Annotated in this window: 24 protein-coding genes and 1 riboswitch; of the genes, 10 read left to right on the top strand and 14 right to left on the bottom strand. The window is 70.3% G+C overall.

The window, feature by feature from the left end; genetic code table 11:
* Positions 1-6 precede the first annotated feature (6 nt).
* On the bottom strand, positions 7-672 hold the full coding sequence (gene rpe / locus ACYVHU_RS02665) for a ribulose-phosphate 3-epimerase (RefSeq protein WP_078760050.1): 666 nt from the start codon (positions 670-672) through the stop codon (positions 7-9).
* Positions 673-972: 300 nt separating this feature from the next.
* Between rpe and ACYVHU_RS02660 the strand changes: the two genes are divergently transcribed.
* A complete protein-coding gene (locus tag ACYVHU_RS02660) occupies positions 973-1,224 on the top strand; it encodes a hypothetical protein (RefSeq protein WP_078759978.1) in 252 nt (83 codons plus the stop codon).
* Between the two features lie 74 nt (positions 1,225-1,298).
* Here the strand turns inward: ACYVHU_RS02660 and ACYVHU_RS02655 are convergent, their stop codons facing one another.
* Together ACYVHU_RS02655 and fmt are read right to left on the bottom strand one after the other, a co-directional pair.
* Entirely contained in the window at positions 1,299-2,744 is a 1,446-nt protein-coding gene (locus tag ACYVHU_RS02655) for an RsmB/NOP family class I SAM-dependent RNA methyltransferase (protein WP_078759979.1), read from the bottom strand.
* A gap of 132 nt (positions 2,745-2,876) precedes the next feature.
* Positions 2,877-3,809 carry a methionyl-tRNA formyltransferase gene (gene fmt / locus ACYVHU_RS02650; RefSeq protein WP_078759980.1) on the bottom strand — a complete coding sequence of 311 codons (933 nt, stop codon included), beginning with the start codon at positions 3,807-3,809 and terminating at the stop codon, positions 2,877-2,879.
* A gap of 165 nt (positions 3,810-3,974) precedes the next feature.
* Between fmt and ACYVHU_RS02645 the strand changes: the two genes are divergently transcribed.
* The 3 genes from ACYVHU_RS02645 (at position 3,975) to ACYVHU_RS02635 (ending at position 7,435) form a co-directional block, all read left to right on the top strand.
* Positions 3,975-6,023 (top strand): primosomal protein N', encoded by a 2,049-nt coding sequence (locus ACYVHU_RS02645; RefSeq protein ID WP_498947421.1) that lies wholly within the window; start codon positions 3,975-3,977, stop codon positions 6,021-6,023.
* A gap of 93 nt (positions 6,024-6,116) precedes the next feature.
* A complete protein-coding gene (locus ACYVHU_RS02640) occupies positions 6,117-6,464 on the top strand; it encodes a GntR family transcriptional regulator (RefSeq protein WP_078759982.1) in 348 nt (115 codons plus the stop codon).
* Entirely contained in the window at positions 6,461-7,435 is a 975-nt protein-coding gene (locus ACYVHU_RS02635; protein ID WP_078759983.1) for a hypothetical protein, read from the top strand. The genes ACYVHU_RS02640 and ACYVHU_RS02635 overlap by 4 nt, the downstream gene beginning before the upstream one ends.
* A gap of 40 nt (positions 7,436-7,475) precedes the next feature.
* On the opposite strand, the gene ACYVHU_RS02630 is transcribed toward ACYVHU_RS02635, so the two are convergent.
* From ACYVHU_RS02630 to ACYVHU_RS02595, 8 genes are all read right to left on the bottom strand, one after another.
* A complete protein-coding gene (locus ACYVHU_RS02630; protein WP_078759984.1) occupies positions 7,476-8,399 on the bottom strand; it encodes an FKBP-type peptidyl-prolyl cis-trans isomerase in 924 nt (307 codons plus the stop codon).
* Positions 8,396-8,908 (bottom strand): hypothetical protein, encoded by a 513-nt coding sequence (locus ACYVHU_RS02625; RefSeq protein ID WP_498947420.1) that lies wholly within the window; start codon positions 8,906-8,908, stop codon positions 8,396-8,398. The genes ACYVHU_RS02630 and ACYVHU_RS02625 overlap by 4 nt, the downstream gene beginning before the upstream one ends.
* Positions 8,905-10,050, bottom strand: coding sequence for a hypothetical protein (locus ACYVHU_RS02620; RefSeq protein ID WP_498947419.1), 1,146 nt, complete (start codon positions 10,048-10,050; stop codon positions 8,905-8,907). The genes ACYVHU_RS02625 and ACYVHU_RS02620 overlap by 4 nt, the downstream gene beginning before the upstream one ends.
* Before the next feature lie 260 nt (positions 10,051-10,310).
* On the bottom strand, positions 10,311-10,865 hold the full coding sequence (locus tag ACYVHU_RS02615; RefSeq protein ID WP_498947418.1) for a hypothetical protein: 555 nt from the start codon (positions 10,863-10,865) through the stop codon (positions 10,311-10,313).
* Between the two features lie 30 nt (positions 10,866-10,895).
* Entirely contained in the window at positions 10,896-11,396 is a 501-nt protein-coding gene (locus tag ACYVHU_RS02610; protein ID WP_498947417.1) for a hypothetical protein, read from the bottom strand.
* A 54-nt stretch (positions 11,397-11,450) separates the two neighbouring features.
* Positions 11,451-11,951, bottom strand: a complete 501-nt coding sequence (locus tag ACYVHU_RS02605; protein WP_498947416.1) for a hypothetical protein — start codon at positions 11,949-11,951, stop codon at positions 11,451-11,453.
* A 270-nt stretch (positions 11,952-12,221) separates the two neighbouring features.
* The gene (locus ACYVHU_RS02600; RefSeq protein ID WP_498947415.1) at positions 12,222-12,809 is read right to left on the bottom strand and encodes a hypothetical protein; all 588 of its coding nucleotides are present in this window, start codon (positions 12,807-12,809) and stop codon (positions 12,222-12,224) included.
* Complete coding sequence (locus ACYVHU_RS02595) at positions 12,806-13,402, bottom strand: hypothetical protein (protein ID WP_498947414.1); 597 nt, start codon at positions 13,400-13,402, stop codon at positions 12,806-12,808. The genes ACYVHU_RS02600 and ACYVHU_RS02595 overlap by 4 nt, the downstream gene beginning before the upstream one ends.
* A gap of 324 nt (positions 13,403-13,726) precedes the next feature.
* On the opposite strand from ACYVHU_RS02595, the gene ACYVHU_RS02590 reads away from it, so the two are divergent.
* Positions 13,727-14,512, top strand: coding sequence for a nucleotidyltransferase domain-containing protein (locus ACYVHU_RS02590; RefSeq protein WP_078760503.1), 786 nt, complete (start codon positions 13,727-13,729; stop codon positions 14,510-14,512).
* Between the two features lie 24 nt (positions 14,513-14,536).
* On the opposite strand, the gene ACYVHU_RS02585 is transcribed toward ACYVHU_RS02590, so the two are convergent.
* Together ACYVHU_RS02585 and ACYVHU_RS02580 are read right to left on the bottom strand one after the other, a co-directional pair.
* Positions 14,537-15,277, bottom strand: coding sequence for an SAM-dependent methyltransferase (locus tag ACYVHU_RS02585; protein WP_159457217.1), 741 nt, complete (start codon positions 15,275-15,277; stop codon positions 14,537-14,539).
* Positions 15,278-15,462: 185 nt separating this feature from the next.
* Entirely contained in the window at positions 15,463-16,794 is a 1,332-nt protein-coding gene (locus ACYVHU_RS02580) for an aminotransferase class V-fold PLP-dependent enzyme (protein WP_432935939.1), read from the bottom strand.
* Positions 16,795-16,853: 59 nt separating this feature from the next.
* Positions 16,854-16,980: riboswitch (SAM riboswitch) on the bottom strand.
* Positions 16,981-17,189: 209 nt separating this feature from the next.
* Here ACYVHU_RS02580 and ACYVHU_RS02575 point away from each other — a divergent pair.
* The 5 genes from ACYVHU_RS02575 (at position 17,190) to ACYVHU_RS02555 (ending at position 22,050) form a co-directional block, all read left to right on the top strand.
* On the top strand, positions 17,190-17,573 hold the full coding sequence (locus ACYVHU_RS02575; RefSeq protein WP_235000768.1) for a DUF3870 domain-containing protein: 384 nt from the start codon (positions 17,190-17,192) through the stop codon (positions 17,571-17,573).
* Complete coding sequence (locus tag ACYVHU_RS02570) at positions 17,570-18,802, top strand: CaiB/BaiF CoA transferase family protein (RefSeq protein ID WP_078760499.1); 1,233 nt, start codon at positions 17,570-17,572, stop codon at positions 18,800-18,802. Before ACYVHU_RS02575 ends, ACYVHU_RS02570 begins: the two co-directional genes overlap by 4 nt.
* A 62-nt stretch (positions 18,803-18,864) precedes the next feature.
* Complete coding sequence (locus ACYVHU_RS02565) at positions 18,865-20,055, top strand: acyl-CoA dehydrogenase family protein (protein ID WP_078760498.1); 1,191 nt, start codon at positions 18,865-18,867, stop codon at positions 20,053-20,055.
* A 109-nt stretch (positions 20,056-20,164) separates the two neighbouring features.
* Positions 20,165-20,629, top strand: coding sequence for a nitroreductase/quinone reductase family protein (locus tag ACYVHU_RS02560; protein ID WP_078760497.1), 465 nt, complete (start codon positions 20,165-20,167; stop codon positions 20,627-20,629).
* A 194-nt stretch (positions 20,630-20,823) separates the two neighbouring features.
* Positions 20,824-22,050: a DUF418 domain-containing protein gene (locus ACYVHU_RS02555; RefSeq protein WP_078760496.1), complete on the top strand. Its 1,227-nt coding sequence runs from the start codon at positions 20,824-20,826 to the stop codon at positions 22,048-22,050.
* An 82-nt stretch (positions 22,051-22,132) separates the two neighbouring features.
* Here ACYVHU_RS02555 and metK read toward each other — a convergent pair whose 3' ends face one another.
* Complete coding sequence (metK, locus tag ACYVHU_RS02550; RefSeq protein WP_078760495.1) at positions 22,133-23,326, bottom strand: methionine adenosyltransferase; 1,194 nt, start codon at positions 23,324-23,326, stop codon at positions 22,133-22,135.
* Between the last annotated feature and the right edge of the window lie 141 nt (positions 23,327-23,467).

Raw genomic sequence — 23,467 nt, 5'->3', positions numbered from 1 at the left:
GGCCGGTCAGCCCGCCGCCCGTTCGGCCCGGGCGCGCAGCGCCTCGACCGCGCCGGCCGGGTCCTGGGCACCGTAGACGGCGGAGCCCGCGACGAAGACGTCCGCGCCGGCCTCCGCGCACCGTTCGATCGTCTCCTCGCTCACCCCGCCGTCGACCTGGAGCCACACGGCCGCCTCGCGGTCGCGGATGAGTTCGCGGGTACGGCGGATCTTGGGCAGGACGACGTCGAGGAACTTCTGTCCGCCGAAGCCGGGCTCGACCGTCATGAGCAGCAGCATGTCGAGCTCGGGCAGCAGTTCGGCGTAGGGCTCGATCGGCGTGGCCGGGTTGAGCGCGAGCCCGGCGCGGGCGCCCTGGGAACGGATGGAGCGCAGCGTGCGCACGGGGGCCCGGGCGGCCTCGGCGTGGATGGTGACGCTGCCCGCGCCGGCCTCGGCGTAGGCGGGGGCCCAGCGGTCGGGGTCCTCGATCATCAGGTGGCAGTCCAGCGGCAGTGTGGCGGCCTTGTGCAAAGCCTCCACGATGGGCAGCCCCAGGGTCAGGTTGGGGACGAAGTGGTTGTCCATGACGTCGACGTGCAGCCAGTCGGCGGAGTCGGCGACGGCCGCCGCCTCGTCTGCGAGATGTGCGAAGTCGGCGGAGAGAATGCTGGGTGAGATCTGGATTGCCACGGTCCCGAGTTTAGGGTGGCCGCACGGCACCGGGCCGACCGGCCCGCTGCGGGCGCGTGCGGGGGTGGGCTCGCCCGCGTCCGGCGGCGGGGGCTCGGTCAACTCCGCCTTACCGTCTCCCGGCATGGCTTTGTCATGACCAGGCCCTTCCTCTGTTGGGTTTTGATGCGCGAGAGCCCACTATGAGGCGTGGCCCGGAAAATCACCTCTCTCCTCCCGATACCGGGTCGGAAGCGAGCGGTCCATGACAGACCGGGCAACGAAGCCGACGACGCCTCCTGCCAGAGGGGAAAACCCAGCATGAAAACGATCGTTCTACGCCGCCTGGCCTTCACCGGGATCGCCGTCTCCGCGCTCGCCCTGGGCGCCCCGGCCGTCGCGTCGGCCGACGTCTACTACGCCAAGGAGGCCAACGGCTCCGGGCCGCACGGCTCCCACTCCTACCAGGTGGTCTCCTACGTCAAGGACGGGAAGGCCTACTACTCCAAGTCCTGGAGCCACAGCGGCCACCACGGTTCCGCGTCGGGCAACGTCACCAGCGGAACGGCCTGACCCCGCCCTGGCGCGCGCCGGCCGTGGGGAACCCGCACCGCTCCCCACGGCCGACGCGTATGCCAGGGGCGGGGTCAGCGCGCGTCGGCCGGCGCCTTGCGCAGCAGGGCCAGGAACATCGCGTCGGTCCCATGGCGGTGCGGCCAGAACTGCGCGAAGTCGCCCGCCGCCACCTCCGGCACCTCCGCGAGATGGTCGGCCGCGCGCAGCAGCACCGCGTCGGAGCGCCCGGCCAGCACCGCGCGCACCACGCCCTCGGTCTCGCCCAGGTGGGGGGAACAGGTCACGTAACCGACCACGCCCCCCGGCCGGGTCGCGTCCAACGCCCGATCCAACAGGGCGCGCTGGATCGGCTCCAGCTCCGCCGCGCTGGCCTCGCTACGCCGCCACCGCGACTCCGGACGGCGCCGCAGCGCCCCCAGCCCGGTGCAGGGCACGTCCACCAGCACCCGGTCGAACACGCCGTCACGCCAGGCCGGGCGGGTGGAGTCGGCGACGACCACACGGGCCGCGTCACGCACCGACCGTTCAACGGCGCCCGCCACCAGACGGGCCCGGGCCGGTTGCACCTCGGCGGCCAGGAGCCGAGCCTCGCGCTGTCCGGCCAGCCCGCCGAGCAGGCCCGCCTTACCGCCGGGGCCGGCGCACATGTCCAGCCAGCGCGTGTCGGCGCCCTCGACCGGGACCCGGGTGAGCGCCAACGCCACCAGCTGACTGGCCTCGTCCTGCACCGCCGCGCGGCGCTGGCGCACCGACCGCAGCGCCGCCGGATCGCCCTCGGGCAGGTAGGCGGCGAAGGGGGAGTAGCGGGCCTCCTGCGCGCCTTCCTCGATCAGCTCGGCGACCGCGGCACGGCCCGGTTTGGCGACCAGGGTCACCCGAGGGCGCTCGTTGTGGGCGACGAGCAGGCGCTCGGTGTCGGCCAGGTCGCCCCCGGGATCCTCGCCCAGGGCCGCGGCCAGCGCCTCGACCATCCAGCGCGGGTGGCTGTGCACGACCGCGAGGTGGCCGACCGGGTCGACGGCGCGCTCGGGAGCCACGATCGCCGTCCACTCCTCCAGCGTGCGGGCGCTCACCCTGCGCAGCACCGCGTTGGTGAAACGGGCCCGGTGGTGGCCGACGACCCTGCGCGCGACGTCGACCGTCGCGCTGACCGCGGCGTGCGGCGGGATCTTCGTCGCCAGCAGCTGGTGCGCGCCCAGCCGCAGGAGCGGCAGCACCTCGGCGTCCACCGAACGCAGCGAGCGGTCGACGCAGGCGTCCAGGATCGCGTCGTAGGTGCCCTGGCGGCGCAGCGCGCCATAGGTCAGCTCGGTCGCCAGGGCGGCGTCGCGGCCGCTCACCCCGCGTTCGCGCAGCAGCGACGGCAGCAGCAGGTTGGCGTAGGCGTCCCGCGTGTCCACCGCTCGCAACACGTCGTAGGCGATCCGCCGGGCCGGGTCCTTGGGCGTGGGCGGCCCTCCGGCGGGCCGGGGGCCCCGGCGCGCGGGACGATAGGGGGAACGGGAACGGTCACTCACGGTCGTATCAGCCTCATGCCAAGCGGGAACTGGGCGGCCCGAGATCGCGGGCCACCCATCGAGGGTACAGAGAGGCACAGGTCAGTGCGGACGGAACAGGGGCCGACCGCCGCGCGGCGGCGCCCTCTCCGCTCACTCCCCGCCGAGGCGTTCGTCGGCGCCCGGGCGGACGCCGCGGGCCCAGTCCACGGCCGACATCAGCCGCTTACCCTGGGGCTGCACCTCGCCGAGCTCGACGGGGTGGGTGGCGGTGCCCACCAGGACGCGCTTCTTGTCCGCGGAAAGACGACCCGGCGGCAGCGCCGGGGCGTCGAGGACCGGCACGACCGGACCGAGTTTGATCCGGGTCCCCCGGAAGGTGCTCCACGCCCCGGGGGCCGGCGTGCACGCCCGGATCAGGCGGTCCACGCGCATCGCGGGGGCCTCGAAGTCCACCCGCGCGTCCTGGGACGTCAGCTTCGGGGCGTAGGAGACCCCATCGGGGCTCTGCGGTCGAGCGGTGAGCTCACCGCGCTCGATCCCGTCCAAGGTGCGCACCAACAGGCCCGCCCCGCTACGGGAGAGGCGGTCCAGCAGGTCACCGCTGGTGTCACGCGGACCGATCGGCTCGGTGACCGCGCCGAAGACCGGACCGGAGTCCAGGTCGGGCTCGATCTGGAAGGTCATCGCGCCGGTGACGTCGTCGCCGTGGAGCACGGCGTGCTGGACCGGCGCCGCGCCACGCCAGGCCGGCAGCAGCGAGAAGTGCAGGTTGACCCAACCGTGGCGGGGGATGTCCAGCGCGCTTTGACGCAGCAGCGCGCCGTAGGCCACCACCGGGCAGCAGTCGGGCGCGAGCTCCCGCAACCGGTCGAGGAAGGCCGGATCGCTCGCCTTCTCGGGTTTGAGCACCTCCACCCCCGCCTCGGCGGCACGCTGGGCGACGGGGCTGACCGACACCCTGCGGCCACGGCCCGAGGCCGCGTCGGGACGGGTCACGACCGCGACGACCTCGTGGCGGGACTCCAGCAACGCCTCCAGGGACGGAACCGCCACCTCGGGCGTGCCGGCGAAGACCAACCTCATGTACGACCCCACACCTTCAACGTTCGACATCTGACCGGCGGCGCGCCGCGGCCAGTCTAGTCCGGCCGCTCCCGGGACCGGGGTTCCTGCGCCGGCCCATCCCCGCCCCCGGCCCGCAGGACGCTCAGCTGGGACGGTCGCTCCCCTCTGGTAAGACTGGCAGTGATGACCACACAGCCCGGCCCCGATGAGGAGGCCCTCTTCGACGTGCCCCGCGCGGCGGCCCCGAAGAGGACCGCGGGCGCGGCCCCCGCCCGGCGCCGCCCCGCGGACACGCTGCCCGTCGCGCGCGTGGTCGTCGACACCCCGCTGCCCCACCTGGACCGGCCGTTCGACTACCTGGTCCCCGATTCCATGGACGCCGAGGCGGTCCCTGGATGCCGGGTCCGGATCCGGTTCAACAACCAGGTGCTCGACGGTTTCCTCGTGGAGCGCGCGGCCGAGTCCGACTTCACCGGCCGCCTGTCCTACCTGCACCAGGTGGTCTCCTCCGAAGCGGTGCTCACCCCGGAGGTCCACGGACTCGCCCGAGCCGTCGCCGACCACTACGCCGGCACGCTCAACGACGTGTTGCGCCTGGCCATCCCTCCGCGGCACGCCCGGGTGGAGAAGGAGCCCGTGGGCGAGGTGCCGCCCCCGCCGCCCCCACCCGCCCCCGGACCGTGGGCGGAGTACCGGGACGGGGCGGCCTTCCTGGCGGCCCTGTCGTCGGGCCCGCCGCCGCGTGCCGTCTGGAACGCGCTGCCCGGCCCCGGGTGGGCCGACGCGATCGCGGTGGCCGCGGCCACGACCGTCGCGGCCGGACGCGGCTGCGTCGTGGTCGTCCCCGACGGCCGGGACGTCGCCGTCGTCGACGCCGCGCTCCGCTCCCTGCTGGGGCCGGACCACCACGTCGCGTTGACCGCCGACCTCGGCCCGGCCGAACGCTACCGCCGCTGGCTGGCGGTGCTGCGCGGACGCGCCCGGGCCGTCGTGGGCACCCGCGCGGCGATGTTCGCGCCGGTCCACGACCTGGGCCTGGTCGTGCTGTGGGACGACGGCGACGACGTCCACGCCGACCCCCACGCCCCCTATCCACACGCCCGCACCGTGCTGGCCATGCGCGCGCACCGCGCCGGCGCGGGTGCCCTGATCGGCGGGTTCACCCGGACCAGCGACGCCGCCCGGCTCATCGAGACGGGCTGGGCCCTCCCCCTCACCGCCGACCGGGAGCTGCTGCGCCGCAGGGCGCCGCGGATACGCGCCGCGGGCGACGACGTCGAACTGGCCCGTGACGAGGCCGCGCGTTCGGCCCGGCTGCCCAGCCTGGCCCTGCGCGTGGCGCGCGAGGCCGCCCGCGAGGGCCCCGTGCTGGTCCAGGTCCCCCGACGGGGCTACCTCAACGCCCTGGCCTGCGCGAGCTGTCGGGCCCCCGCGCGTTGTGACACGTGCCAGGGTCCCCTCTCCCTGCGCAGCGCGCACGCGATGCCCTACTGCCGTTGGTGCGGCCGGATCTGCGGCGAGTGGCGCTGCCCGTCGTGCGATCACCGGCGGATGCGCGCGAACGTGGTGGGGGCGCGGCGAACGGCGGAGGAACTGGGGCGGGCCTTCCCCTCGCTCCCGGTGCGCACGTCGGGCCGCGAGGAGGTGTTGACCGAGGTCGGTCCCCGGCCCGCCCTGGTCGTGAGCACCCCGGGAGCCGAGCCCGCGGCCGAGGGTGGATACGCGGCGGCGCTGCTGCTGGACGGCTGGGCCCTGCTGGGCCGCGCCGACCTGCGCGCGGCGGAGGAGGCGCTGCGTCGCTGGTGCAACGCGGCGGCGCTGGTGCGCCCGGCCACCGAGGGCGGACAGGTCGTCGTGCTGGCCGACCCGTCCCTGCCGGTCACCCAGGCGCTGATCCGCTGGGATCCGGGAGGGTTCGCCGAACGGGAGCTCGCCGAGCGCCGCGAACTGGGTTTCCCGCCGGCCGTGACCATGGCGTCGGTCACCGGAGATGCCGCGCGGGTCCGGGAGCTCGTGGAGGGATTGGACCTGCCGCGGCAGGCCGAACTGCTGGGACCGGTCCCGGTCGGGAGCCCGGGCAGGGACGAGGCGACCGAGCGCGCGTTGCTGCGTGTCCCGCGAGGCGAGGCCGGGTCCTTGGCCGCCGCGTTGAAGGCCGCGGCGGCGGCGCGCAGCGCGCGCCGGGACGAGCGTCTGGCCCAGGTCAGGGTCGACCCCCTCGACGTGATCTGAGCGGGCCGCCGCGCCCCTGGCGGTCCACTCGACTCCGTCTCCGTCTCACGTCACGACGCCCCATCCCCATTTGGTGCTAATGTTGATAGCACCATGTTGCTGACGCTCGATCTGAACGATCCCCGGCCGCTCCACGAGCAGGTCGCCGGCGCGATCCGACGCGCCGTCGGCGAGGGTGGATACCGGCCGGGCGATCGGCTGCCTCCCGCGCGCGAGCTCGCCGCGGCGCTCGGGATCAACGCCAACACCGTCCTGCGGGCGCTGCGCGACCTCCGCGACGAGGGGATCCTCGAATTCCGGCGCGGCCGGGGGGTCACCGTGGCGGAGCGTCCCGCCGGGCGGGCCCTGATCGAGCAACGGGCACGCGACCTCCTCGACGAGGCCGCGCGCTACGGCTACGGGCGCGACGACCTCATCGACATCCTGAAGGAGCTGCCATGACCGACCGGATTCGAGCGCCGATCCTCGCGGGGGTGTGGGGGACGCTGGTGGGGGCCGCCCTGGCCGCCCCGCCGTTGGCGCTACGCGACCGCCTGCCCGACCCCGTGGCGATCCACTGGAGCGGCGCGGGAGCCGACGGCTCCGCCCCGTTGCTCACCTTCACCGTCCTACCGGTCGCGGTGTGGCTGGTCGGCGTCGCGATCGCGATCGGCCTGGCGCTATGGGGACAGACGCTCACTCACCGGTCCGGCCGGGTGTACTGGTGGGGATTCCTCATCGGCGGAGGCGTGTTCCTGGTCGGGCTCTCCCTGCTCACCCTGGACGCCAACCTGGACCGTTCCTCCTGGTCACGTGCCGACCTGAAGGAGTGGGGGGTGGCGGTGGTGATGGCCGCGTCGCTCGCCACCGGCGTGCTCGCCGGCTGGCTCGGCCGCGGCGCGCCCGACGTCCCCACCGACACCACGCGGCAGCCGCCCGAGCTGCGCCTCCGTCCCGGCCGGCGATCGGTGTGGGTGGGCCGTGGCGCCAACCCCTGGCTCGCCCTCCTGGCCGCCGGATCCTTCTGCCTGGTGTTGGCCACCCTGTGGACGGGCGGCGTCGCCGGCGGGGAGGCCGGTGGTCTCATCGGCCTGGCCGTCATCCTGGGCCTCGTCGGCCTGTTCACCTCGTCGGTCAACGTACGGGTGACCGAACAGGGCGTCGCGGTGGCGTTCGGTCTCTTCGGATGGCCGGTCCACCGGATCCCACCGGAGAGGATCGCGCGGGCCAGGGCGCAACAGCGCACCCCCGGCCACGTCGGCGGATGGGGGATCCGGGGGCGTCCGGGCAACATGACCGTCATGCTGCGCGCCGGGGAGTGCCTGGTCATCGACTACCGTTCCGGGGGGCGGTTCACCGTCAGCGTGGACGACGCCGAGCGCGGCGCCTCCCTCATCAACGCCCTCGTCGCGGGGGATCGGTCCGAGCGCTGAGTCGAACGGCGCGACGCCACGGGGCGGAGGGCGGCGGCCTCTAGTGGACGCCGAGCACGTCGACGACGTAGACCAGGGTGTCGTCCTCCGAGATCCCCAGGGATTCCTTGCCACCGGCCGCGCCGTAACCGTACTCGGGTGGAGCGACGAGCATCACCCTGCTGCCGACCCTCACCCCGGGAAGCTCCGCGTCCCAGACGGGGACGATCTGCCCGCTTCCCACCGGGAAGGCCGTCGGACGCCCGCCCCAGTCCCACGTGCTGTCGAACACGGCACCGTCGTCCCAGGTCACCCCGGTGAACTGGACGACGACACGATCCCCCTTCCGGATCTGTGGCCCCTCCCCCTCGATGAGGGGGACCGCCACCGGTTCGGTGGGGGGATCGCCGTCGGGGACGTCGATCCGCGGCTCGCTCCCGGGCTCCTGCTCGACCGAGGGCAGGTCCGGGTCCGAGACGGGACGCATCTCGCCCTCGACGGTCCGCGCGGCCGGATAGTGCGTGACGATGTCGAGGACGTGCAGGCCGGCTCCCTCACTCCCGTCCGGTGGTCCGGACTCCGAGGAACCCTTCGGAACCGCGACGGCCAAGCGCGTCCCCTCACGATGGCCGGACAGGGAACCGGCGCCCTCGGGCACGTAGGCGGCGAACTCCTCGGTGGAGAGCAGGACCTGCTCTCCCACCGCGTGGGAGGAGAAGACGGGTTCGCCGGGGGAGCCCTCGGCCCAGTCGTAGGAGACGAGGTCGGCGACGACCAGCGCGTTGGCCCCGACCTGGTCCCCCTCCCCCTCGATCACCGTGTCGATGACGACCCCATCGGGAAGCGGGCCGAACTCCCCCACCCTGGGCTCCGCACCGAAGGAGCCCGAGATCTCCGGAAGCTCCGAGGCATCCGCCTCACCGCCGCATCCCGTAGCGGCCAGGACCAGAAGGACGACCGCCCCGGCCAGACCTTCCCGCCTCACCGCGATACCTCGTACTCCGACATGTAGACCTTGGCCGGCCCCTCCTCCGAAGGATCCGGATACAAGACCACCGCCGTGAGCTGCGTGCTGAAATCACCGACAAGGACCTCACAGCCCCACGGAGGTCCCGGGTAGCGCTCCAGATCCGCGGGATCGATCCGAAGCCATTCTCTTTCGAATTCAGGAACGCCATCACTGAATGGCAGGAAATTCCCCGCCTGCTCACAGACGGATTCCGCCGCCTCGTGATCATCGATCACGAAGTTGATCCGATAGACGACCCGCCCGTAATCATCGAACCCCGAATCCACGCTGACCTCCCGCATCCCCTCGGGCAACGACAGGTCACTGAACTCCGCGAACCCCTCCAAAGACGCCTCAGGCGGAGACACCGTAGGATCCGGAACCTCCAATTGAGGTTCGATAATATCCTCCAGCGAGCACCCGGAGAGCACCATGAGAACGGCCGACAGCAAGAAAACCTTACGGACACGCATCGGACCGGTCACATCTCTCCCGTGTAGGTGTGTTCCTCGGAACGACCATACATGAGGAATTCCTGGGCGACTCCAGCTCTGTGCAGTTCGGCGAGTTGCTCATCGGTGATCGTGAACCCCAGAATGTCAGTGGACTTGTTCCCGTCCCAGTTGTACTGGTCCCGATAGTTTACGCGGGTACGCGCTTCGTACCGCCACCGCCCTCCCGGCTCCTCCGGAGGGTAGACGGTAATTTGGCCAGTCACGTTCATGTCGAACTCCCCGGTCGCGTAGAACCAGTTTCTATTCTCACCAGCCCCGTGTGCATATCCGAATTTCCGCCAATCTGTATTGACAGGGTAAGTGACCGGGACGGCAATCTCATCAGACTGAGCTTCTCTAACCGCGATTTCAGCGAGACTGTCCACGAAAGTATCTGCCCGCTCTTGAAGCCCCGGGATCTCCTCCAGCATGCGGTCAACATCCTGCTCCAGAGGATCACCACTATTCCCAAGGTAGTGGAGCAGATTCCGCGATGCGTCAGGCCATGACCCCGCCATCACGTGGGACATCGTCTCGGCGGCGGACTTGGTGAAGTAGTCGTCCAGCGGCCAATTATCGGACCCCCACTCCCCCGAGCCGGGATCAGCCGGCTCCCACGGAGGCGGGTCGGGTTCGTCGGTTCTCTCCCCCTCGACTCCTTCTCCCACTTCGTCGTCGGGAGGTTCGTCTCCCTCGGTACCGTTCTGCTCCTGGGGGTCATGGTGGCGGTTCTCGTCGGTCTCGCGCTCCCGTCCGGCCTCTTCTCCCGCGTCCCTGCGATCGTGATCGGTTCCCAACCCGTCCTCGGCCCCTTCGGGGTGATGGACGAACGAGAAGTGGACACCGTCTCCAGGTGTGGTGAAATCGGCCGTCTGAATCGAGAAGGCTCCCGATTGCTGCTGCGCCTGCTGTGTTCCCGGGTGCGCCTCGGACGCCTCACCGGCGTTCGACACGGCGGGAGAGCATCCCGCCAAGGAGAGAGCGCGGCACACTGCGTCACCCATTCCACCTGCGATGCGTCCGCCGAGATCGGAGAAAACCAGAACGGCGGTGACGGCGGCGACCAGTACCACAAGTCCCGCATACTCGACAAAACTCGCACCCCGATCGTCTCGCCACCCAGAATCGCCCACGCCACCCTCCCTCTCCCCCCTTCCAGAAGGAGAGTAGGTGGACGGGGCAGGGCTGTCGTGAGCCCTCAGGCCTATTTAGGGACCCAATCCGCCCACAGCGCCCCCTCCCACCACACTCCCTTTCGTCTCACCGCTCCTCCCGCTTCGGGGTTCCCCAGTGGAGAATCCGGAAATCTCCTGAAGGAGTGGGGTGTTCTTCTCGCTGCCGCGTTCCGTGACGCCGGAGAGCAAGGGGCCGCACCCCAGCCAGAGAGCCGACCTCACCGCGATACCTCGTACTCCGACATGTAGACCTTGGCCGGACCCTCCTCCGAAGGATCCGGATACAAGACCACCGCCATGAGCTCCGTACTGAAATCACCGACAAGAAGCTCACAGCCACGCGGAGGCCCCGGGTAGCGCTCCAGATCCGCAGGATCGATCCGAAGCCGCTCCTGTTTGCGCTCAGGAACGCGATCACCGAGTGGATTAAAACTCCCCGTCTGCTCACAGACGGATTCCGCCGCCTCATGATCGTCGATCACGAAGCTGATCCAGTAGACGACCCGCCCGTAATCGTCGAACCCCGAATCCACACCGACCTCCCGCATCCCCTCAGGCAACGACAGGTCACTGAACTCCGCGAACCCCTCCAAAGACGCCTCAGGCGGAGACACCGTAGGATCCGGAACCTCCCATCGAGGCTCGATCACATCCTCCAGCGAACACCCGGAGAGCACCACGAGAACAGCCGACAGAAAGAACACCTCACGGACACCCATCGGACCGGTTCCCCTCATCGCCTCATCACCGCATTCCATGACGCCGGAGAGCAAGGGCGCTAAACCCTGACAAGAGGACCGGCCTCACCGCGACACCTCGTACTCCGACATGTAGACCTTGGCCGGCCCCTCCTCCGAAGGATCCGGATACAAGACCACCGCCGTGAGCTCCGTACTGAAATCACCGACAAGGACCTCACACCCCCACGGAGGCCCCGGGTAGCGCTCCAGATCCACGGGATCGATCCGAAGCCATTCTCTTTCGAATTCAGGAACACCATCACTGAATGGCAGGAAATTCCCCGCCTGCTCACAGACGGATTCCGCCGCCTCGTGATCATCGATCACGAAATCGATCCAGTAGACGACCCGCCCGTAATCATCGAACCCCGAATCCACACCGACCTCCCGCATCCCCTCAGGCAACGACAGGTCACTGAACTCCGCGAACCCCTCCAAAGACGCCTCAGGCGGAGACACCGTAGGATCCGGAACCTCCCATCGAGGCTCGATCACATCCTCCAGCGAACACCCGGAGAGCACCACGAGAACAGCCGACAGAAAGAACACCTCACGGACACCCATCGGACCGGTTCCCCTCATCGCCTCATCACCGCATTCCATGACGCCGGACCGATCTCACCGCGATACCTCGTACTCCGACATGTAGACCTTGGCCGGACCCTCCTCCGAAGGATCCGGATACAAGACCACCGCCATGACCTCCGTACTGAGATCACCGACAAGGGCCTCACACCCCCACGGCGGGCCCGGGTAGCGCTCCAGATCCACGGGATCGATCCGAAGCCGCTCCCGTTCACGCTCGGCCAAAACATCACCGTATGACAGGAAATTTCCTACCTGCTCACAGACGGATTCCGCCGCCTCATGGTCATCGATCACGAAGCTGATCCAATAGACGACCCGCCCGTAATCGTCGAACCCCGAATCCACGCTGACCTCCCGCATCCCCTCAGGCAACGACAGGTCACTGAACTCCGCGAACCCCTCCAAAGACGCCTCAGGCGGAGACACCGTAGGATCCGGAACCTCCCATCGAGGCTTGATCACATCCTCCAGCGAACACCCGGAGAGCACCACGAGAACAGCCGACAGAAAGAACACCTCACGGACACGCATGGAACCGGCCACTTCACTCCCAGATTGGTGTGTTCGATATCGATGGGCTTGTCATCGTTCCAGTTCCAACTGCCGCCGGTGATTTACGCGGACACGTGTTCCGTACCGTCATCCCCTCCCTTGGAAGGAGAGCAGGCGGTCGAACGGAGAGGCACCCCCTTCGCCCCCGCCCATGGCCGGCGGCGCGCCCGCCGGCATCCCCTTCATCTCGCCACCGCGTTCCATGACGCCGGAGAGCAAGGGTGCCGCTCCCCAGCGAGAGGACCGATCTCACCGCGACACCTCGTACTCCGACATGTAGACCTTGGCCGGCCCCTCCTCCGAAGGATCCGGATACAGGACCACCGCTATGAGCTGCGTGCTGAAATCACCGACAAGGAACTCACACCCCCGGGGAGGTCCCGGGTAGCGCTCCAGATCCGCGGGATCGATCCGAAGCTGTTCCCGTTCGTACTCGGCCAGGCCATCGGCGTACGAGAGAAGACTTCCCTCTTGCTCGCAGACGGATTCCGCGGCCCCATGATCATCGATCACAAAGCTGATCCAATAGACGACCCGCCCATAATCGTCGAACCCCGAATCCACACCGACCTCCCGCATCCCCTCAGGCAACGACAGGTCACTGAACTCCGCGAACCCCTCCAAAGACGCCTCAGGCGGAGGCACCGTAGGATTCGGAACCTCCCATCGAGGCTCGATCACATCCTCCAGCGAGCACCCGACAAGCATCACGAGAACAGCCGACAGAAAGAACACCTTACGGACACCCATCGGACCGGTCCCCCTCATCGCCTCATCACCACGTTCCATGGCGGCCGGGTATAGGAGGTGGCACTCCGGCGGTGGTGTCAACGTCACCGCGATACCTCGTACTCCGACATGTAGACCTTGGCCGGCCCCTCCTCCGAAGGATCCGGATACAAGACCACCGCCATGACCTCCGTACTGAGATCACCGATAAGGGCCTCACAACCCCGCGGAACGCCTGAATGGCGTTCCAGATCCGCGGGATCGATACGCAACTTCTCACGCTCATATGCGGGAACACCATCACTGTATGGCAGGAAGATCCCCGCCTGCTCGCAGACGGATTCCGCGGCCTTATGGTCGTCGATCACGAAATCGATCCAGTAGACGACCCGCCCGTAATCGTCGAACCCCGAATCCACACCGACCTCCCGCACCCCCTCAGGCAACGACAGGTCACTGAACTCCGCGAACCCCTCCAAAGACGCCTCAGGCGGAGACACCGTGGGATCCGGAACCTCCAATTGAGGTTCGATCACATCCTCCAGCGAACACCCGGAGAGCACCACGAGAACGGCCGTAGACGAGAACGCCTTGTCGATCCACCCTGAAACGGCCATGCCTCTCCTCCACTCCTCCACGAGCGGTTTCCAGATGAGGACCCTACGCGACCGATCTTCACGGGACCGGAGTGGTTTCCCCATCCGGCCACCGGAACGGTTCCGGCCCTTCTATCGCGCGCAGTGGCTCCGGCGGCAGGCATGGGCCCATGTCCCGCTCCGCCATCCGCCCGATCCTCCACGGAAAGTGATGTCTCAAGCCATCGAATTCATGTTCTTCCGTGAATTCGGCGATGCCCCGGTCCCTTTGTCGCCGGGGCCTGGCACGAGTGGAACAGCACCGCCGGCCGTCGCCCGTCCCACCGTCCCCGTTCCGGTGTGCCGGAGCCTCCGGAAAACCAGGTGCCTCATGTCGGAGGGTGCCGTTACCGTCGGTCCCATTCGTCCCCATCACTCCAGGAGGCGCAGGTGAAGCACTCCACCCCCGAGGCCGCGCGGATCGCCGACCAGGGCACGATCCTGCTCTGCCAGGTCGGCTCCGGCGTGCACGGAACCTCCGTCGACGGTCTGAACGACCGCGACGAGATGGGGATCTGCGTGGAACCGCCCGAGTACGTGATCGGGCTGCGCTCCTTCGAGCAGTACGTCTTCCGTTCCCAGCCCGAAGGCGCTCGATCGGGTCCCGGCGACCTCGATCTCACCGTGTACTCGCTGCGCAAGTGGATGCGGCTGGCCCTGAGCGGGAATCCCACGGTCCTGTTGCCGCTGTTCGTGCCCGACGCGGAGATCGTCCACCTCTCTCCCCTGGGGGAGGAGCTGCGCGCCTCGGCCTCCCGCATCGTCTCCCGGCAGGCCGGCCACCGTTTCCTGGGCTACCTGCGAACCCAACGCGACAGCCTGCTCGGCCGACGCGGCGGACGCCGCACCAACCGGCCCGAGCTGGTCGACCGCTACGGCTTCGACGTGAAGTTCGCGATGCACATGGTGCGTCTGGGGGTGCAGGGCGTGGAACTGCTGGAGACCGGGCGGATCACGTTGCCGATCCCCGACCCGTGGGGGCCGTGGCTGCGCGACCTGCGCCGTGGGCGCTTCACGCGGGAGGAGGCCCTGGAGGCGGCGAAGGGGTTGGAGGAACGGCTGGAGGAACTGTCGAGGTCGTCGTTCCTGCCCGAGCGGCCCGACCACGCCTGGGCCGACGCCTGGATGACCCGGGCCTACCTGAGCGCCTGGCGTGAGCGCGACGAGGTCGCCTAGCCGGCAGCGGGGCGCCCCGCTGTCTCAGGAGCGGCGCGCCACCCCGGCGAGGACTCCGGTTCCGCGACCGGTGACCTCCTCGTCGGGGTAGGGCCACCAGGCCATGTCGGCGAGGCCGGGTTCGATCAGCCGGAACGGGGCGAACAGCTCGGCGGTGTGTTCCCGGCTCCGCGTGTCGGGGCAGCCGTGGGGCGGCCGGGTGATCGCGAGGTGGCTGCCCGGGCACAGCACCGCGTGGAACGTCGCCGCCAGTTTGTGCGGTTGGAGCGGGCCCGTGAGGCGAAGCTGGGCGTCGAGGACGAACACGGCGACCGGTGCCGTGAAGTCGACCAGCCCCCGGACGCGGAGCCGGCCGATGAGCTCCCCCGCGGGGAGACCGCCGGCGCGTAGGACCGTGATCTCCTCCTCCCCCGCCTGTCCGCGGCCGGCCAGGGAGGGGACGGAGTCGGTGTCGATCCGTAGGAAGTGGGGGTCGGGGACGTGTTCCCGGGCGGCGTCCCGGGCGGCGCCGACGGCGGCGGCGTCGGCGCCCAGGGTGATGTACTGGCGGACGCGCAGATCCGCGGCCAGGTAGCCGACGGCCCGGCGCAGGAAGGCGGTCTGGGCCCGTTCCAGGGGAGAGGGAGGTTTCACGATCGCTTGTGCCCGTGGTGCCGCACGGCGCGGCCCGCTACGTCGTTCGTCCAGCCGGACCACGCGCGGCCAGGGGATCTCCAGCACGCTCGGCCGCCGGTCGGTCCTCGTCGCCCACCAGTGATCAGTCACGATCGCGCTCCCCGAGCCGTCGGCTGATGGGCGCCCGGACCGGAGTGGACTCGTGATCCATTCCGGCTCCGTTACGGTGCCCGTTCATTAGCGCCCGATGCTACCGCCTCTTCGGACTTTTATCCCCCCGGGATAATTCTCACTTTATTTAAGCGAATTTTGTCCTCTGAAAAGTCTTTTGTCCTTTACCCGTGGAGGCGGAGGTCCGGAACCGGGACGATCCGCCCCTCCTCGCGTGCGTAGGTCCACCGGGGTCCCTCCGCCACGAGTTCGGCGACCGCGTGGACGAGGCGGTCCACGTGCTCCGGGGTCGTCCCCAGCCCGATGCTGGCCCGGACCGCGCGTCCGTGTCCCTCCGGCAGGAGCGCCCGGGTGAGGGGGTGGGCGCAGAACAGGCCGTCGCGCACGCCGATCCCGTACTCGGCGGACAGCGCCGCGGCCAGCAGGTCACCCGCCACCCCCTCCACGACGAACGACGTGATCGCCACCCGTGGCCACCCCGTCCCCCACAACGCGAGCTCGGTCACCGCGGAGATTCCCGCCAGGCCGTCCCGCAACCGGCCGAGCAACAGCTCCTCCCGCAGGCGCAGATGTTCCCACCCCGCCTCGGTCAGGGCCTCACAGGCCGCGGCGAGCGCCACCGCCCCGATGACGTTGGGGCTGCCCGCCTCGTGCCGATCCGGTAGGTCGCTCCAGACGACACCGGCGTCGGTGACGTTGGCGGTGGCGCCACCACCGGCCAGGTAGGGGTCGGCCGCCCGGAGCCAGTCGGCGCGTCCGGCGAGCACGCCACAGCCGAAGGGCGCGTAGAGCTTGTGGCCGGAGAAGGCGACGTAGTCGGCGCCGCAGGCCGCCAGGTCGAAGGGCCGGTGCGGGACGAGCTGGGCGGCGTCCACCACGACGCGCGCCCCCTCCTCCCGCGCCACCAGCGCCAGTTCCTCGATCGGCCACACCTCGCCGGTGACGTTGGACGCCGCCGTCACGCACAACAGGCGGGGTCCCGGCCGCGCGGCCCGCAGCGCGGCGCGGGCGGCCTCGACCGCCTCCTCCGGCCCGCCGGGCAGCGGGAGCCGGACGACCTCGCCCGCCCGGCTCCCCTCGTGCTCCCAGGGCAGCAGGCTGGCGTGGTGCTCTCCGGCGAACAGCACCACGGTGGTGCCCCGCGGCAGACACCGCGCCAGGAGGTTGAGCGCGTCGGTGGTGCCGCGGACGAACACCACCGTGTCCTCCTCGCCGGCGCCGACGAAGCGCGCCACCGAGGCCCGGGCCCGCTCGTAGGCGTCCGTGCTGATCTGCGAGTGCAGTCCGGCCCCGCGGTGCACGCTCGCGTAACGGGGCAGCGCCTGTTCGACGGCCTCGCGGACCGCCTCCAGGCACGGGGCGCTGGCCGCGTGGTCGAGGTTGGCGTACTCGGCGCTCCCGCCGGTGACCAGCGGAACCCGCAGTCCGGTCCCGACCACGGCGGGGGCGTCGGGCAGGTCGGTGGAAGCGAGCGGGGACGGGGCGATAGCTGTCATCAGGCACCTCTCAGAGTCACAGAGGACCCCAGGGCGCATCTGCTGGCACCGTCGGACGGGGTCCGCGCTTGTCTGACACGTTGACGTTGGTGGTCGTGTCTCGACCTGGTCCTCACCCGGGGCACCCCACCGCGGAAGGAGGGTTGCCGGCCAGCGAGCCGGGGCTTGGCGCTGGCGCTCATGACCTGGCCCGGACTATAGCGCACGCTCCCCTGGGGAAGGCAAACCGGGCTGTTCGGGGGTGGGAGCGTTGACACCGCCACGATCGGATCCGACATACTGGGAGGGCCTGCCCTCCCGCCGAGGGTGACCGGTCCTTCCCGGTCGTCCTGTCCAGGCGCGAGACTCCAGTGCAAGACATGGAGTACTCGCATGCCCTCTGGAGGAACAGCACCGTGCAGGCACACGACCGTTTCCGGCCGCTCCTGGACAACCCCGACGTGGTCCTGGTCTCGGGCTACGCCCGCCTTCCCGACACGGTCGCCGGTCACTCCCAATACGAACGGCTGGGGGTCGTGCTCGCCGTCGACCTCTCCGACGGCCGCGTCGTCGCCGCGGACACCACCTTGCTGACCGATCTCGCCCGAGAGTTCTTCCGCTGTCTCGTGGAGGGGCTGTCGGTCCGTACCGACACCGCCGAAATGGTGCGTCGCGTCCAGACCCGTTACGCCGGGCAGTCGGGGGGAGCGCTGGCCACGGCACTCCGCCGCTGTCTGGAGACCTGTCACCAGTTGCGCGCTTCCCGCGCCGGCACGCATGAGGAGTGTTCCCGAGGATGACCGACACCGATCGCACCGCCCCCTCCGGTCCCCTGGACGGGATCCTCGTCGCCGACCTGTCCCGGGTGCTCGCCGGGCCCTACGCCACCATGCTGCTGGCCGACCTCGGAGCCGAGGTCGTCAAGGTGGAACACCCCGGTCACGGAGACGACACCCGCTCGTGGGGACCGCCCCGGGCCGGTGGGGAGGCCGCCTACTACCTGGCCGTCAACCGCGGCAAACGGAGTCTGGCCGTGGACGTCAAGGACCCCGACGGTCTGGCCGCGGTGCGGGAGCTGTGCGCGCGCGCCGACGTGGTGGTCCAGAACTTCCGTCCGGGTGTGGCCGAACGGCTCGGCCTGGGGTACGCGGCGGTGCGGGAGCGCAACCCCGCGGTGGTCTACTGCTCCATCAGCGGCTTCGGCCCCGGGCACGTCCCCGCCCAACGGCCGGGGTTCGACCTGATCGTGCAGGCGGAGAGCGGGCTGATGGCGGTGACGGGCGAGCCAGACGGCGCGCCGGCCAAGGTGGGCGTCGCCGTGACCGACGTCCTGACCGGGCTCAACGCGGCCGTGGCGATCCTCGGCGCGCTGGTGCGCGCCCGCGCGTCGGGAAGGGGCGAGCACGTCACCGTGTCGCTGATCGGCTCCGCCCTGTCCGGGCTGGTCAACCTCGCCCAGCAGGCCCTGGTCACCGGCCGCGAGCCGGGACGCGCCGGCAACGCCCACGGCGCGATCGTGCCCTACCAGGTCTTTCCCACCGCCGATTCCGACATCGTGATCGCCGCCGGCAACGACACGCTGTACCGGCGCCTGTGCGCCGTGCTGGAGCGGCCGGACCTGGCGGCCGACCCACGCTACGCCACCAACCCCGGCCGGGTGGAGCATCGCGGGGAACTGGTCGCCGAGATCACCTCGGTACTGCGTGGGCGCGGCGCCGAGGAGTGGACCCGGCTGCTGATGGAGGCGGGCGTGCCGGTGGGCCGGGTGCGTGGCGTGCTCGACGCGATCCGCACGGCCGACGCGGCCGGCGACGACGTCACCATGACGACCGACCACCCCACCGCCGGGCGCCTGGACCTGGTCCGGGCCGGCTTCCGGCTGGAGTCCCAGGCCGATGACGCCGGCGCGGTGTCACCGCCTCCCCTCCTGGGTCAGCACTCGGCCTCCGTGCTCGCCGAGCTGGGCTTCACGGCCGAGCAGATCGGCGGGATGATCGACCGGGGCGCGGCCCGGCAGGCCACTCCCTGACGATCCGCCCGCCGGCACGCTCGGTTCCCTGGACATCCACACCACAACCGAAAGGACCCATCATGGGCGACCAGCACAAGCCCGCCGCCCCCGACGCGCGGGACTTCCTCGCCGTTGACACGTCGCTGGACGCGGAGGAGGGCTCGATCCGCGACACGGTCCGCGACTTCGCGACCCGGGAGCTCCTCCCCCACGTCGCCGACTGGTTCGAGGCCGGCACGATCCCCGACCCTCGCGGACTGGCCAAGGCGTTCGGCGACCTCGGCGTGTTCGGCATGCACCTGGAGGGCTACGGGTGCGCCGGGACGAGCGCGGTCGCCTACGGGCTGGCCTGTCGTGAACTGGAGGCGGTGGACTCGGGGCTGCGCAGCTTCGTGTCGGTCCAGGGGTCACTGGCGATGACCGCGATCCACCGGTACGGCTCGGAGGAGCAGAAACGGGAGTGGTTGCCGCGCATGGCGGCCGGCGAGGCGATCGGCTGCTTCGGACTGACCGAACCGGACTCCGGCAGCGACCCCGGATCGATGCGCACCCGCGCCCGCCGTGACGGCTCCGACTGGATCCTCGACGGGACGAAGATGTGGATCACCAACGGCTCGGTGGCCGATGTCGCCGTGGTCTGGGCGACGACGGAAGAGGGGATCCGCGGGTTCCTCGTCCCCGCGGGAACGCCCGGCTTCAGCGCCAACGTGATCCACCGCAAGCTGTCGTTGCGCGCGTCGATCACCTCCGAACTGGTGCTCGACGGAGTGCGGCTGCCGGAGTCGGCGCGGCTTCCCGGTGCGGCCGGTCTGGGCGCGCCGTTGTCGTGCCTCAACGAGGCCCGTTACGGGATCGTGTGGGGGGTCGCCGGCGCGGCGCGCGCCTGCTACGAGGCCGCGCTGGAGTACGCCGGCACGAGGGTGCAGTTCGGCCGTCCGATCGCGGCCTTCCAACTCACCCAGCGCAAGATCGCCGACATGGTCGTGGACGTCAACTCCGCCGCCCTGACCGCGCTCCAGATCGGCCGGCTCAAGGACGCCGGCGCCTGCCACCACACCCAGGTCAGCTACGGCAAGTTTGCCAACGTCGCGGCGGCCCAACGGGTGGCCGGCGCCGCGCGGTCGATCCACGGCGCGAACGGGATCACCCTGGAGTATCCGGTGCTGCGGCACCTGCTGAACCTGGAGACCGTGGCCACCTACGAGGGCACCGAGGAGGTGCACGCGCTCAGTCTGGGACAGGCGGTGACGGGTATCCCGGCGTTCCGATGAGCCCCTTCGCCCCCGCGGGTTCGCCGTCGGGCCGGCGGGTATGGAGGGTGCGCGCGAGGTGATCGTCGCGCCCCCCAGAATGGAGGGGAGTGCGACGTAGGGAGAGGCGATGACGAACGGCACCAGGCGATTTGAGATGACCAGACTGCGACGCACGGCGAACGCCCTCATCGGCGGTCTCGTCAAGTACGGCGCCGCGCCACGGGAGACCCACCTGCTCACCACCCGCGGCGCGAAGTCCGGGTTCCTGCGTACAACGCCGATCAGTCTCGTGGAGAACGCCAACGGCCGTTTCCTGGTCGCTCCCTACGGCCCCGTGGGCTGGGTCCGCAACCTCCGCAAGGAGGGCATCGCGACGCTGCGCCGGGGCGGTTGGATCGAGCTGATCAGCGTTCTCGAGGTCGAACCCGAACGGGCGGCGCCGGTACTGCGCGAGTACCTCGCCCATCCCCGGGCCGTGGTGGTCGGTTCCTACTTCGAGGTGGGCCGTGACTCCTCCGACACCGAGTTCGTGGAGGCGGCACCCAACCATCCGGTGTTCGAGATCGTGCGCAGCACCACCATTCGCATCTGAGGCCCGCCGGAGGCGGCGTCGCGGTGGATCCCGCGACGCCGCCTCCGGCATGTCAGGGGGAGATCCGTCCCTGAGAGTCCTCCGAAAGCAGCATCCCGGTTCGGCATTCGGCAGGAGGCGCGGGAGACGCCCGGGCGGAAGTATCGGAAGCGTTCCGGCCGGAAGGGCGGCCGACTGATGGAGGGACGCTGACGATGGAGACCACGACCACACGGACCGGAGTAGCCGCGGGGCCGGCCGCGGCGCGGCGACTGCCGCTGCTCGACGTGTTACGTGGCGTGGCGATCCTGGGCACGCTCGGCACGAACGTGTGGATCTTCACCGCCCCGGGCGGCGACATCGCTCCGCTGGCGGCCGGCACTCCACTGGTGCCGTTGGACTCGCTGCTGACGGACCCCTCGCTCTCCGGAATCGCCGAGGTGCTGCTCCGCTTCGCCGCCAACGGAAAGTTCCTGGCCCTGCTGACCGTGCTGTTCGGCGTGGGCCTGGCGATCCAGTTCCGTTCGGCGGCCCGGCGAGGGGACCGTTGGCCCGGGCGCTACCGCTGGCGGGCGCTGTTCCTGCTGTTCGAGGGGGCGGTGCACTTCACCCTGGTGTTCGCCTGGGACGTGCTCATGGGGTACGCGGTGACCGCGCTGATCGTCGCGTGGCTGCTCCCCCGCTCCCGCGTGGTCCAGCGGGTCGCGTTGTGGGGCTCGGGGGCGTTCCACGTCATCGCGATGACCGCGTTGACCGTGGTGCTGGTGGCCGCGGCCCGCTCCGAACCCGGCGGCGGGGACGCCTCCGCGGTCGAGGATCCCGTGGTCGCGCTCTACGCCCAGGGCGGTTACCTCGACCTGGTGGCCTTCCGGCTGGCCAACGTGGCCGTGCTCCGCGCCGAGATGGTGGTGGCGCTGCCGTTGATGGTGTGCCTGTTCCTGGTGGGGGTGCGGCTGTTCAGGGCCGGGGCGTTCGATCCCGGCGCCTCCGGGCGGCGCATACGGACGCGCATGCTGGTCTGGGGCGTGGGCGCGGGCCTGCCGCTGAACCTGGCGACGACGTTGGCCGGGCCCGACTTCTTCCTGCTCGACCGCTACGTCGCCGCGCCGGTACTGGCGATCGGCTACATCGGCCTGGTGGGGGTCGTGATGGACCGCGTCCGGCGTCCGGGGCCGCTCACGCACGGCCTGTCGGCGCTGGGCCGTACGGCGCTGTCGGGCTATGTCGCGCAGAACGTGGCGTGCATGCTGCTGTGCTACGGCTTCGGGCTGGGACTGGCCGAGCGGATGGCCGGCAGTGGGCCGTGGTGGGTGCTGGGCCTGTGGGCCGCGGTCAGCCTGCTGCTGGTCGTGGCGGCTTCCCTGTGGCTGCGCCGTTTCTCGCAGGGGCCGCTGGAGGCCGTGCAGAAATGGACGCTGGCTCGCCTGCCCTCGGCCTCCTGAGGCGCCCATGGACGAGACGGGACGGGACCCGCGCATGACCGCGCGGGTCCCGTCCCGGCGTTGTCGCGTGCGGGGCAGGCGGTCAGGCCCCGACGGCGCTCTTCAGCGCCTCGGCCCGGTCGGTGCGCTCCCAGGTGAACTCCGGGAGCTCGCGGCCGAAGTGACCGTAGGCGGCGGTCTTGGAGTAGATCGGGCGCAGCAGGTCGAGGTCGCGGATGATGGCGGCCGGACGCAGGTCGAAGACCTCGAGGACCGCCTTCTCGATCAGCTCGGGGGCGACCTGCTCGGTGCCGAAGGTCTCCAGGAAGACGCCGACCGGGTGCGCCTTGCCGATGGCGTAGGCGACCTGGACCTCGGCGCGCTCGGCCAGCCCCGCGGCCACGACGTTCTTGGCCACCCAGCGCGTGGCGTAGGCCGCGGAACGGTCGACCTTGGAGGGGTCCTTGCCGGAGAAGGCGCCGCCACCGTGGCGCGCGTAGCCGCCGTAGGTGTCGACGATGATCTTGCGGCCGGTCAGACCGGCGTCTCCCATGGGGCCGCCGATCTCGAAGCGGCCGGTCGGGTTGACCAGGAGGCGGTAGTCGTCGGTCTCGAGGCCGTAGCTGGCCACGACCGGGGCGATCACGTGCTCCTTGATGTCGGGCGTGAGCAGCTCGCCGAGGTCGATGTCCGAGGCGTGCTGGCTGGAGACCACGACGGTGTCCAGCCGGACCGGGGTGGCGCCGTCGTACTCGATCGTGACCTGGGTCTTCCCGTCAGGGCGCAGGTAGGGGATGGTGCCGTCGCGGCGCACCTCGGACAGCCGCTGGGACAGCGCGTGGGCGAGCTTGATCGGCAGGGGCATGAGCTCGGGGGTCTCGCGGTTGGCGTAACCGAACATCAGCCCCTGGTCGCCCGCGCCCTGGAGGTCGAGGTCGTCGGAGTCCTGGTTCTCGCGCTTCTCGTAAGCGGTGTCCACGCCCTGGGCGATGTCGGGGGACTGCGCGCCGATCGAGACGGAGACCCCGCAGGAGGCCCCGTCGAATCCCTTCGCGGAGGAGTCGTAGCCGATCTCGAGGATCTTCTCCCGGATGATGCTGGGAATGTCGACGTAGGTTTCGGTGGTGACCTCACCGGCGACGTGCACCTGCCCGGTGGTGATCAGCGTCTCGACGGCGACCCGGCTCTTCGGGTCGTCCTTGAGCATTGCGTCGAGGATCGCGTCACTGATCTGGTCGGCCATCTTGTCGGGGTGGCCTTCGGTGACCGACTCGGAGGTGAAAAGGCGACGGGACACGTTGAGGGACTCCTTGCAGCGGCTGCTGGCTGACAGTTGTCGGCGGCGATCGGTACCCGAGGGACGCTACCGCCCGCAGGTCTCCGGCCGACGCGATCGATTGGTGGGAACCACTGTAGTAGGGCGCCTTCCCGCACGGCA

The organism is Marinactinospora endophytica (genome assembly GCF_054780875.1).
Note: the sequence above shows the minus strand (reverse complement) of the source record. Positions and strands in the feature narration are given on the sequence as shown.